Here is an 11,840-nt window from a genome sequence, read left to right as displayed (position 1 = left end):
CGTCTCTTATTTGTCAAGTGCTTCAGGGGGCTTAGTAATATACTGTTTAAGCTTTCGTAATGGTTTTAACCAGAAAGTGAAAAAATAAGGTGTTAGCCCATTAAGCTGCCAGGCAAGCCGATCTTCCCGATTAGCTCGTAGTCGGTTCTGTACGCTACTATTACTGATTCCTCCTGCTCGCATTACAATCGTTACTTCATCCATATAGCCAAGTTTGACTTTGTTTTTGTGAATGAATCGTAACATCAATTCATAATCGGCTGCGCTTTTCATATCGAGCCGAAACGTACCATATTGCTTATAGAGCCATCGTTTCGCAAAAAATGAAAGATGCCCAGGCATCCAGCCCCATAAGAACGCATTCTCATTGTACCAACCAGAACGCCAGTAGCGTTTGAGTTTTTGTGGGTTTGTTCGTTCCACATATAACATATCGCCATAGACAGCATCGCTATCGGTTCGCTCGAATGTAGCAACCATGTTTTCGATGACGCGGGTATGCCGATAAAAATCGTCGGCATTCAGCAAACCGATTATCTCGCCAGTGGCTAGTCCGATACCTTTATTCATGGCATCATATAAACCTTTGTCGGGTTCCGATATAAATCGGGCAACTTTCGTGCCGTACGATTGTACAATTTCTACGGTACCATCCGTAGATTTTCCGTCGACAATAATATATTCAATATCAGGATAAGTCTGATTCACAATCGACTCAATACAGTCCCGAATAAATTCTGCACCGTTATATACAACGGTTATAATAGAAACTTTCACGCCGTAATAGTTCGTTGCCGGACAAAAACGGCCGGATTACCCTGATAAACACCATATGCATCTAGTGAATGCGTGGCTACTGAATTGACAGCTAGTACAGCATGAGATTCGCAGCGGACGCCTGCACATACTACCGCTTTGGCTCCGATCCAGACGCCATCGGCCAGGGTAATAGGCCGGGTAGTCAGGTCGAAGGTTGACAGCCGATAGTTATGATTACCCGTTAACAGCATAGCTCCCTGAGAAAGGCAGGCGTTGTCGCCAATGACTACTTCACTCAAATTATCGATCCACACCTGTTCCCCAATCCAGACATAATTTCCGACCTGAAGTAACCAGGGGTATTTAATATTTACGGCTGGTTTAATCATGACATGGTGCCCAATTTTAGCGCCAAATAACCGCAAAACGGCTACCCTAAGACTAGTTGGTACGGGTAAATAAGTATTGACAAAAAATGCATTCACAATAAACCATAACACTAATCGCCAGCGTGGACCGTGATCGTACCAGCTATTGTCGAACCGCGATAGGTCAGTTTTTCCGTTGGGCTTATCAGTTGTCGAGTCGTTCTTTTTCTGGAAAGATTCCATGGATTACTAGCGATCAATTTAGGACTGACCGACCTGCTGCGGGCGGGTTGGTCGGAGATCTTTGCCATATTCTTTTCGGAAGTACTCAATTAGCGCTTCTTTGTCGTCGCCAACCCGAAGTTTTACTTCCAGTAGCTTGGCATCGACCAGAAACCGGTACCACAGTCCTTGTAGAAAACACCAGGCAAACCCGGCGCGACCATCCAGAAAACCTAGCCGGACAAAATATCGGTAAATAAAATAGAGGACCGGCCGGGTGAAAAGTGGCAGCGACGCATATTTCTCTTTTAAAAACCGCATCCGTTGATCCTGCGTTCCGAACAGACGGGGCTGGACAGTCTCGGCCTGATCGAAATGGTGCTTGTAATTCAGCAGATTAATCATTTCCAGGATGGTATAATGATTGTGTTTCTGCGTCCACCAGGTTAGGTTATTCAGATTATGATCAACTATATCATGATCGAACTGAATGGATTCTCCTTTGGTGATTTTTATATGTTCATCGTGCCAGACCTGCTCACAAAATCCGTCGCCCAGTCGCCATAGGCGTAGGAGCCAAATAGGATAAAAGCTTCCGTGACGTATCCAGCGATTCAGGAAAAAGACCCGGCGTTTTACATAGATGCCTCCCACCTCGGCAGGTAAACCCGCCAGACGACGGTTAATTTCATCGGCCAATTCGGGCATTACATACTCATCGGCATCCATACGCATCTGCCAGGCGGTTTTAAACGGCGAATGCTCAATCCCAAAATTGAATTGTGTTGCATAATTCACCCAGGCATTTTGTACGACAACAGCTCCCATTGATCGAGCGATTTCAACAGTTCGATCAGTTGAATAGGAATCAACAATGAATATTTTGTCTGTAAACGGGAACAAACTCTGTAAACAGCGAGTAATGTGTTTTTCCTCGTTGAATGTCAGAATAATGACAGAGACGTCAGTCATACCCTTTAATAGCTAAATGCCCTTTTTTTATTCAAGCCTGCGAAAAAGGGCTTATTTTTACAAGCCCCTCAGAAGCTTAATAAAGTGTGCAATATTATAACTTTTTTTAGACGGGACAAAGCCCATGCAAAGAGTTTACACAACCCTTATATTGTTTTTGTCATATTTTTCCTCATTCGGACAGGTCGTATTTAATCAATTGCCCCGCGACTTACAGTTATATCCCCGCGATGGAAATAATCAGGCTGAAGTTGTTGTCAGCGGGACAATGAGTGGCACGGCTACAAGTTATACCAAAATTGGGATGCAGGTATCGCGTGAGGGAATACTGACCAAAATAGTTAATCAAACACTTTCTCCAACTAATACAGCATTCAAACTGTCTTCTATTATTAAGGCCGAGCCAGCAGAATATGCATTTCAGGTATTTGCCTATAAAGGGAAAGATTCGATACTCGTTGCTGATCGGAAACGGGTTGTTTGTGGAGATGTTTACATTATTCACGGTCAATCGAATGCACTGGCACTTGCGCAATTAGACACCTATTACTCGTTTAACTTCGACGATAAATACCTTCGTAATGCCGGTTACATTTACGGACAACCAGCCGCTAATATGGCCTGGTTTCCTGCTAAACAACCTTACGCCAGTGTGGGCGGATTAGGCTTAACAATGCAACGACTGATTCTGCAAACATATGGGATTCCAACCTGTGTACTGAATGGGGCCCAGGGAGGAACCGCTATTGCACCGCTATTGGCACGTAATCCGGTCAATCATGCCGATACAAATACGTTTTATGGAAACTTGCTTTATCGGGCACAGTGGGCTGGGGTTGCCAAACAGGCTAAGGCTATTATCTGGCGTCAGGGTGAAGAGGATGCTGGCACTGGTATTCCGGGTTATGCCGGGAAGTTTGCGACGCTCTACAATCAGTTTAGGGAAGATTATGGAGATATGAAGATCTACGTTGGCCAGATTAACATTCTGGATAATACAAACCCCGTTGATAGTGCGGCTGCTTTGCGCGATTTTCAGCGACGTACAAAATACCTGTTCAAGAACGTTGAGACCATTGCCTCGGTTGGAACACCAGGATATCAGGGCGTTCATTACGAAGGTGCTTCTTATCAACGACTTGCCTTTGAGCAATTCCGACAAATTGGTCGTGATATTTATGGTTCAAAAGATACACTTCAGATTAATTCGCCTGATGTAAAAAAGGTATTTTACAATGCTCGAAAAGACTCAATAACGCTGGTTTTCGACGATCAGATGCAAATGGTCTGGAAGAGTGATACTGCTTTTTATAATTTTGCGACGGGAGAAAAAGTATATAGCCGTGAACAGAAGGACTATTTCTACCTGGATGGTCAGGCGGGTTTGCTGACCGGTGGTTCTGCTACTGGAAATCGCGTAAAACTGGCTTTAAAGCAACCTTCATCCGCAAAAACACTACGTTATCTGCCTGCTTATTTCTCCGACAAGTTTTCGGCCTATTATGATGGACCAGTCCTTAAAAATACGCGCGATATGCGTGCTTTCTCATTCGATGGCGTACTAATTGCTGACCCTATTGCAATGGTGACTACGCTGGCGGCTAAACCAATATCAGACAAACAGATTCAATTAAACTGGACGGCATCAGCAACAGCACAGACGCAGATTCTGGAACGATCGGACGGTACAGCAACCAACTATAAACAAATCGCTTCTCTAAATGGCACGGTAGCAACCTACACCGATACGAATCTACCTGATCCCTACGGAACCTATTATTACCGGCTTCGGGCATTTAGCAGTACGTCGGAGTCCGTGTACAGCAATATCGTTACGACAAGGCCATTAATATTAGGGGTAGAACCTATTGAACCGCCTGTACAAATTTACCCGAATCCGCTAAGTGCCGATCGAATACTGAATGTGACAGCCAGTCAGATTACATTTACTGAACTACTGTTACTGGATATGCTGGGACGGACTGTGAAAAGCTGGCACGGAACAGCCAAAAATACGCTTTCACTCGGGTTAACTGATCTGGAAGCCGGACTATATATTGTTAACCTGCAAACCTCCGACGGGCAGACAATTAATCGGAAAATAGTGATCCGTTAAGGAACGGTCACCGCCTTTCCGCTGGAATATGTAGTTTTGTGGCATTATCAATAGCCAACTGTTTATGCGCCTAGTGATTCTTACGCAGGATGATCCTTTTTATCTCGCTCGCAATATTGATTATCTCCTGAAAAAGCTACCGCCTTATGCCGAAGTCGTGGCAACGGTCGTATTCGATGTTTCGCCATTTGGTAAACGCGAAAGCTTCAGCGAGAAGATGAAGAAAACATATAACATCTTTGGCCTGCCTTTTTTTGTGCGTTATGGGTTCAAATATGTACTGTCTAAGTTAGACGCCCGAAACAACGTTCGGAAAACTCTGGCTGATCGGAACATACCGCTGATCCATATTGAAGGCAATATCAACAAGGACGAAAATTTAGAAAAACTGCGGGAATATAAACCCGACTTGTTAGTGTCTATTGCTGGTAACCAGATATTTAAACAAAAGCTGCTGGACGTTGCTACTTATGGTTGTATCAACCTTCATACAGCTCTACTACCTAAATATCGCGGCCTAATGCCTTCTTTTTGGGTGCTGAAAAACGGTGAGACGCATACGGGTGTGTCTGTATTTTTTGTGGATGAAGGCATTGACAGTGGCCCGATTCTGGTTCAGGATAAACTTGCAATTGGCAACATGAGCCAAGCCGAATTGATTGATGTGACTAAGAAAATGGGCATGGATGCCATTCTGAAATCCATCGATAAAATTCATTCGGGGAAGTACACGCTTATCGAGAATGATGCGGCACAAATGACTTATTTCACCTTTCCCACTAAGGAAGACGTAGAGGCTTTCCGTGCAGCCGGGAAACGGTTTTATTAATTAGTTCATAAGTCCGTGAGTTGGTAAGTGGCTGACTTGTTAACTCACGGACTTATGAACTTACCAACTAAATTAATGAATATCCTGACGTTTGACATTGAAGAGTGGTTTCATATTCTGGATAATGCCTCAACCCGAACAGAGTCGGAGTGGAGTCGTTACGAAACCCGGATTCACCAGAATATGGATCTAATTTTCCAGCTTTTAGACGAAACCAACAGTCGAGCCACTTTTTTCTGTCTGGGTTGGGTAGCCGATAAACATCCCGATGTAATCCGGCGAATTGATGCCGCTGGTTACGAAATTGCGACGCATTCGTATGCGCATCAGTTAGCATATGAACAGACGCCTGCTCAGTTTCAGGATGATCTGGAACGGTCGATTAAGCATTTGCAGGATATTACGGGAAAAAAAGTACGGTCATATCGGGCGCCAGGTTTTTCTATTAAGGAATATAATCGTTGGGTGTTTCCGATTCTGGTTGAACAGGGTATCGAAATCGACTGCTCCGTGTTTTCGGCCCGGCGTGCCCATGGGGGCGACGCATCGCTGGGCATGTTTGAGCCTGGTTATCTGAATGTTGGAGGTACGCTCCTGAAAGAATTCCCGATCAATACCACTGCTATACTAGGACAGGACCTGATCTTTTCGGGGGGAGGTTATTTCAGATTATTCCCCTACGGAGTGATCAAAGGATTGATGCGCCGATCGCCCTATGTAATGACGTATTTCCATCCGCGTGATTTTGATGCTGCACAACCCATGATTCCGGGATTGAGTCAGACGCGTAAGTTTAAATCATACTATGGTCTCCGAAATTGCTGGCCTAAATTAAAACAATTGCTTCTCGAATTCCCCTTCGTAGACTTAGCCGAAGCAGATCGACAAGTGGATTGGGCTAAAGTTATACAGCGAACTGTGTAACCTATTGAGAATAACTCCTGAACGGCTACTTTATTAGCGTATCAAGTACGATTAACTTTTACACTTAGTTTAAAATGGTTGCTGATTTTTCAAAAAATAGCCGCAGAACTACATGGTTTATTTTATTTAGTGCCATTCCTATACTGATTTTCTTCTATACTTTTTTTCAATTTGTTAGCAATATTCCTTTTCAAGATGATTATGATGCATTGCTAGATCCTGTTACTAGGTTTACAAAACTGACGCCTTTTTCCTTGCCGGAGTTTATTAAAATCCTTTGGACGCAAGATGACGAACGCCGAATTGTAGTCGACCGATTAGTGGCTATTTTTACCTATTCAATACTCCATAAATTAGATCTACGCCTACAGGCTTTTTTAGGTTTACTATCCTTACTCGGCATTTTCTATCTCTTTTATACAATCATCCGCGACGGCAAACTTCCAATCCGTTTAGTACTCGTCTGTTCACTGTTATTATTTCATATTCAATATTATGAGACAATATTTTGGGCAATGATTCCATTACAACATGTCGTTGTTTATTTTTTCGTTTTACTCTCATCGTTCTATTTATATTCGAAAAAACCATCATCATTAATAACTTCATTAATAGTCGCAATTTTTGCCATTTTAAGTGATGTAAGCGGAACGTTTATTCTGCCAGTCGGCCTACTTCTATTGCTACTACAACATCGCTGGAAACATACTATTATCTGGGCGCTTGTAATAGGGGGTATGGTGTTTCTGTATTACCAAAACTTTGCCGTTCCTTCATTTAGACCCAAACTATCCGATAATCTTCAACGACCAGACCTTATTATTGGGCGTATTTTGGTTGCCAGTGGATTATCGTTCGACCCAAATACTGTGCTGCCTTCGGCAGTGCGTATAGGGTTAGTAATGGCTGTAGGTACTGTTTTGTGGGGAATTGTCATTTATTACGGCTTTATGCTTGTCAAATCAGCATTTACGCGGACTGGAACAACGTTTGCGCGTTGGGAAAGTACATTATGGGGAGGACTGTTCCATTTTAGTATAACCTTGCTTGCTTTGGCTGTAGGAAGAGCTATCGAAGGCATCGATCCATTGTTAATTAGCCGCTATAAGCATATTGGCTTTATCTGGCTAATTCTTATTATACTGTTAGTCGCTGGTAAGCTTAAACCTATAGCTCAGCTTACATTTAGTAAAGCCTTACTTGTTATAAGTTCAGGTATTTTTCTTTTTAGCTATTTCTACTATCTGGCTCCGCTGGATTTTTATTATAAAGATCGTTACACAGATATATACGGATGGAAGACTAGTCGATCAATACCCAGCACGCCTATTTATATAAGTTTGAGATCTGGGATAGATACTGTAACCACTCAAGCGATTGAGGCAGGGGTTTACCAATTGCCCGAGCATTATTTTTTTGAAGGGCCGTATCAGGAAAAAAAGGACGTAATCCAATTAAAAACAGAGCACTTGGGTGGGCATACTTTGTCCTTTGTGAATGATTCGTTTACCCGAAGCTTCGGCAAAAAAAATGGGGCTTTTATTATCCTTAAAAGTAATGCCCAACGACAGATTATTTCGACGCAACAAAATAGAAATTCGCTGAGACTTTTCCTGTCTTCGTTTGGACAGAATTATTATGCTAATGGATTTTCGGGTGTACTTACCAGTAAATTCTTACTAAATGATCAAACTTACAATGTATTTGTTGTAGAGATTGACGGCGATAAAAAAAATCTTTACCCGACTAATACACAGATTGAGACAGGTAAAGATTCGCTTAAAATCGTTTCATTATAAGGGTGCCGAAGTAGAGATGTCAGATCATAACTTCGCCTTATTTCTTACGGACGATTTTCGCATATTCATCCAGAAGTTGTTTTGCTACTATATCAATATGATACTGTTTCTTTACCATCCTGGTGGCATTTTGCGCCACTTGACTGCGAAGTTGATCGTCACCTAGTAGCTTCTCTAAACCAGCTTTGACTGCTTCGGGCGTTAAATTACTGAGCATACCAGCTGCTTCATGTTGCCGGATAGAATCGGCAAAACCAACCCGATCAGATACTAACGTGGGTGTTCCGGCAGCCATCGCTTCAAGAACGGCCATCGAAAAACCTTCTGAATAGGAGGGTAGAGTAAATAAATCAGCGTCAGAGAGGGCCGCTTTCTTATCATCGCCCGTTAGCATACCCACCAAACGAATGGAGTCCTCGAGATTATGCTGCTTGATATATTGCCGGGTCGGATCTTCGTAGCCATCATCGGAGCCCGCTAAAGCCAATATCGTATTGGGGTGCTCTTGCACATAATCCCGAAAGCCTGGTAAGAGTAAGTCTAGCCCTTTTTTTACATTCAGGCGACTCATAAATAGCACTAATTGCTTATCCGCAGGGATGTTGAATTTATGCCGAAATGTGCCTTTGGGAGGAAGTTGAGCGAAATCGCTGGTCTTTACGCCATTCGGAATAACAACTACGTTGGGGTGCGGATGGCCGAGATAGCGCAATATATCTTCCTGCTCATCGGAATTATTAATCTGTACTAAATCGGCACGTTGTAAATACGCTTTTTGGGCGAGCGTATTCATCAACTCTTTTTTCCAGTTGTGGTGGGCATACACCCAACGATCCAGCACACCATGAATGGTAATGACTTTAGCTACCTTCCGATCGAGCATGAATGGAGCCAACGTTCCGAAATGCCAAAGCCCGTGGCAGTGGATGACATCGTATTCATGAACGTGCTTTTGAAGATATTGATACAGTTCAACTGAAAACTCCCGGAAAAAACGGCTGATAAGCGGGGTTCGCTGGCACAGAATGAGCCGGGCTCCTTCAGGGACTGGATACGGCTTTTCGCCCGGAGTGAATGGACTTAGTATGTCTACCTGATGGCCATACCGGAGAACAACCTGCGTATGGTCGAAAATAATTTTAGGCGGGCCACCCGCTTGCCAGGTGTAAGCACAGATATTTAAAATTCGCATAGATGCCGCGAAATAACCGATTAGTTTGTGATTTTTATAAAGCCATCGAGCATTTCCTGCGCTACTATTTCGGGCGCATAAGGGGCAATGAACTGTTTGGCTGCTTCCCCCATCTGCTTCGCATCGATAGCGCCATCCATAAACTGAATTAACCGATGAGTTAGTTGAGCAGGGTGGTCAGGATCGAAAACAAAACCATTCTGGCCGTTATGCACCAGATCAACTGCGCAACCACATCGATCGGACACAATAACGGGCAGGCCACAGGCCATAGCCTCATTGACCACTAACCCCCATGGTTCTGACCGACTCGGTAACACAAGTACATTACTAAGCGCCAGCACTTCCGGCACGCGGAACCAGGGGCGACCTGATAATAAATGAACCTGCTCGGCTACTCCTAATGTACGAATCTGCTGGGTGAGATTGGCCTGCTCAGCGCCGTCGCCTAGCAGAAGTACCCCCCAATCGGCTCCATTTTTCGACTGTTTACTAGCTTCGGTAAAGGAAGCCAGTAACTGAGGGAGGTTTTTTACTTCGATAAGCCGACCGACAAAAACAAAGTTGTTCGGACGTAGGCCCAGTGCTTGTTGTTGCTGATTTCGAAAGGGTACCGTTTGTTCGTAGACCGACCGAAGCGCGTTATTATCAACTGCGTTTTTGCGGAGTAGAATTTTCGTGGGTGAAACGCCAAGTTGGATCACATAGTCAGCGGCTTGGCTGCCAAAGCAAAAGAAGCCATCGCATTGACTAAACACCCATCGTTTGATACGTTCTTTCAAACCACCTCGCTGCTGGTCGACGGCTGTACTTTCGTTCTGCATAATAACCCGAATCCCGTTGACTTTGGCCCAAAGTAATAGTAGGAGCTGGGCTGGATCATAATAGCCGGTCAGGTTAATAACATCAGGTTTATAGGCCCTGGCTCGCTGGAGCAATAGCCGGGCCCGTTCGCGAAAGCTAATTTCTTCCAGATTCCGGTCGAAGAGGAGTTCGTAGTTGTAGGTGTACGTTGGTGGAGCCCCGTCTGTAGTTGTTTCCAAACCAGCACGAGAGCGTTCGTTGCGGGCAATTTGCAATACCTGTACGGATAGATCGTTCCGTTGATCAACTAGGTTCTGGAGTGCCTGAAATACGCTGGCTTTATAATGTGCCCAGAGCAGGTTATGGACAATAAGGATGCGCATCAGGCCGGCTCTGGGTTTGATACAACAACATATTGCTCATGGGCATCAACAGGCGCATGGACATTGTCGTTTAAATGAGCAGGGAATAAGTGGTCGACGCCCATAAACCGGATCATTAAGGCTAAAGGAAACCAGAACGAAATCTCATACGGACGCCCGTTTGTGAGCGACTGAATCAAAATTAGTAAGTAAAAGTAGGCCAGAAATACGCTCAATGGGTTCGGATTTCGACGCATAATACCGAATGCATAGTAGCCTGACATACCAATAATACCGCCAAATAAGGCTAATCCTATAATACCCTGATCGGCCAGCGCTTCCATTATAGGTACATCCAGATACAGAAACTTATAGCCATAGCCCAGAATGAGCATGTGCAAGTGCCCCAGCAATACGTTTCGTAGGAAAGCTGCACTTACAGAACGGTTAGCTGTAGAGTCATCCAGAGCGGCTTTATAATCAGCTCCCTGCGCTTTTAGCCCTAGCAACGCATATAATGTTTCTAGATTTCGCTCCGCAAATGAGGTTACGTAATCGTAGAGAACTAAATAAACGGTCAAGTATCGTTGAAAGAAATACATAACGCCAAAAAAGCCCATCACCATTATAGCGATTGGAATAGGCTTAACCAGGCTTCGGGCAGCTGAGCGAATCTGAGCTGGACGGACGTTGAAATACAAAAACAATCCTATAGCCAAAAAAAGCGCTACAATGGCTGAGCGGGTTTGAGTGAGTACCAGAACGGCTATGTTAAGAACACCGGCGAAAAACGACAGGAGTCGAAATATAACGTGGGTTTTGGGGCGCATGAGCCAGATGGCGCAGGCAATGAGGCCCATAAAGGCATTACGCGAAAAAGCGTGCGGATTTCCTGATCCGGGATCGGCACCGTTGTTGAGTGTAATGGTGGCTCGTTGGCCAATAGCCCAGGTTGGATCAGTTATCAGGGCATAGACTAGCCCCAAATTGGACACTAAGGTAAAGAGAACCACCACCGGGATAAACACCGGAATAATATCATTGGGTATGTTGATAAGCAGGAACAGGAAGATCAGCATATATGCGTAATAGATCATATCCTTGCCAGAGTCCAGATATCCTGGTACACCATTGTACACATACATGTACAAGATACTCATCAACAGAAACGCCAGGGCCATCCAGAACATAGTCACATTAGGGCGATAAAGTCGCCGTAATACGGTAAAGGGAACCATCAGCACCAAGCCAGCCGCCAGTGCTGCTGCTGTAAAGGCGGTGCTACCCGGTGCAAGGCGCATAGTTTCCCGAAAAAAGAAGATCAGCGGATAGCCATCTACCAGAATGCAGATACCGACAACCATCCGCATATAATCGAGGGCTTTTACTAGGCGAATAAAGTTGCTCATAAACGAATTAAGGTTTTTGGTTGGAGTTTTTGGTTTGTAGTCAGATGCTGGAAAATTCTAGTACTACGAGCAACGACAAACCTA

At 44.3% G+C, this 11,840-nt stretch carries 10 protein-coding genes; 4 read left to right on the top strand and 6 right to left on the bottom strand.

Features of this window, described 5'->3' with window-relative positions:
• Nucleotides 1-6: 6 nt before the first annotated feature.
• Genes GO755_RS42310 through GO755_RS08840 form a run of 3 tightly spaced genes read right to left on the bottom strand, consistent with a single transcriptional unit; the run spans nt 7 to nt 2,321 of the window.
• Complete coding sequence (locus GO755_RS42310; protein WP_317165820.1) at nt 7-777, bottom strand: glycosyltransferase family 2 protein; 771 nt, start codon at nt 775-777, stop codon at nt 7-9.
• Nucleotides 774-1,370 carry a WcaF family extracellular polysaccharide biosynthesis acetyltransferase gene (locus GO755_RS08845; protein WP_157584394.1) on the bottom strand — a complete coding sequence of 199 codons (597 nt, stop codon included), beginning with the start codon at nt 1,368-1,370 and terminating at the stop codon, nt 774-776. The genes GO755_RS42310 and GO755_RS08845 overlap by 4 nt, the downstream gene beginning before the upstream one ends.
• Nucleotides 1,371-1,388: 18 nt before the next feature.
• The gene (locus GO755_RS08840) at nt 1,389-2,321 is read right to left on the bottom strand and encodes a glycosyltransferase family 2 protein (RefSeq protein WP_157584393.1); all 933 of its coding nucleotides are present in this window, start codon (nt 2,319-2,321) and stop codon (nt 1,389-1,391) included.
• 157 nt (nt 2,322-2,478) lie between these two features.
• Here GO755_RS08840 and GO755_RS08835 point away from each other — a divergent pair, with 157 nt between their 5' ends.
• The 4 genes from GO755_RS08835 to GO755_RS08820 all read left to right on the top strand — a co-directional run bounded on the left by GO755_RS08835 (nt 2,479) and on the right by GO755_RS08820 (nt 7,989).
• Nucleotides 2,479-4,437 carry a sialate O-acetylesterase gene (locus GO755_RS08835; RefSeq protein WP_227686898.1) on the top strand — a complete coding sequence of 653 codons (1,959 nt, stop codon included), beginning with the start codon at nt 2,479-2,481 and terminating at the stop codon, nt 4,435-4,437.
• A 64-nt stretch (nt 4,438-4,501) separates the two neighbouring features.
• The gene (locus tag GO755_RS08830) at nt 4,502-5,266 is read left to right on the top strand and encodes a methionyl-tRNA formyltransferase (RefSeq protein WP_157584391.1); all 765 of its coding nucleotides are present in this window, start codon (nt 4,502-4,504) and stop codon (nt 5,264-5,266) included.
• A 75-nt stretch (nt 5,267-5,341) separates the two neighbouring features.
• Nucleotides 5,342-6,190 (top strand): polysaccharide deacetylase family protein, encoded by an 849-nt coding sequence (locus GO755_RS08825; protein ID WP_157584838.1) that lies wholly within the window; start codon nt 5,342-5,344, stop codon nt 6,188-6,190.
• Nucleotides 6,191-6,264: 74 nt separating this feature from the next.
• Nucleotides 6,265-7,989, top strand: coding sequence for a hypothetical protein (locus tag GO755_RS08820; protein ID WP_157584390.1), 1,725 nt, complete (start codon nt 6,265-6,267; stop codon nt 7,987-7,989).
• A 37-nt stretch (nt 7,990-8,026) separates the two neighbouring features.
• On the opposite strand, the gene GO755_RS08815 is transcribed toward GO755_RS08820, so the two are convergent.
• From GO755_RS08815 to GO755_RS08805, 3 genes are read right to left on the bottom strand one after another with little or no spacing between them, the layout of a single operon-like run.
• Nucleotides 8,027-9,181, bottom strand: coding sequence for a glycosyltransferase (locus GO755_RS08815; protein ID WP_157584389.1), 1,155 nt, complete (start codon nt 9,179-9,181; stop codon nt 8,027-8,029).
• A 20-nt stretch (nt 9,182-9,201) separates the two neighbouring features.
• Entirely contained in the window at nt 9,202-10,368 is a 1,167-nt protein-coding gene (locus GO755_RS08810) for a glycosyltransferase family 4 protein (RefSeq protein WP_157584388.1), read from the bottom strand.
• Nucleotides 10,368-11,756, bottom strand: a complete 1,389-nt coding sequence (locus tag GO755_RS08805; protein WP_157584387.1) for an O-antigen ligase family protein — start codon at nt 11,754-11,756, stop codon at nt 10,368-10,370. Before GO755_RS08805 ends, GO755_RS08810 begins: the two co-directional genes overlap by 1 nt.
• Between the last annotated feature and the right edge of the window lie 84 nt (nt 11,757-11,840).

It is taken from the genome of Spirosoma arboris, assembly GCF_009754945.1.
Classification (GTDB): domain Bacteria; phylum Bacteroidota; class Bacteroidia; order Cytophagales; family Spirosomataceae; genus Spirosoma; species Spirosoma arboris.
This window is presented reverse-complemented; position numbering and strand designations above follow the sequence as displayed.

Bases quoted from the DNA above. Each gene is read 5' to 3' on its own strand.
- GO755_RS08845 (WP_157584394.1), bottom strand. From the start codon at position 1,370: ATGGAATCTTTCCAGAAAAAGAACGACTCGACAACTGATAAGCCCAAC.
- GO755_RS08840 (WP_157584393.1), bottom strand. From the start codon at position 2,321: ATGACTGACGTCTCTGTCATTATTCTGACATTCAACGAGGAAAAACAC.
- GO755_RS08830 (WP_157584391.1), top strand. From the start codon at position 4,502: ATGCGCCTAGTGATTCTTACGCAGGATGATCCTTTTTATCTCGCTCGC.
- GO755_RS08825 (WP_157584838.1), top strand. From the start codon at position 5,342: ATGAATATCCTGACGTTTGACATTGAAGAGTGGTTTCATATTCTGGAT.
- GO755_RS08820 (WP_157584390.1), top strand. From the start codon at position 6,265: ATGGTTGCTGATTTTTCAAAAAATAGCCGCAGAACTACATGGTTTATT.
- GO755_RS08815 (WP_157584389.1), bottom strand. From the start codon at position 9,181: ATGCGAATTTTAAATATCTGTGCTTACACCTGGCAAGCGGGTGGCCCG.
- GO755_RS08810 (WP_157584388.1), bottom strand. From the start codon at position 10,368: ATGCGCATCCTTATTGTCCATAACCTGCTCTGGGCACATTATAAAGCC.
- GO755_RS08805 (WP_157584387.1), bottom strand. From the start codon at position 11,756: ATGAGCAACTTTATTCGCCTAGTAAAAGCCCTCGATTATATGCGGATG.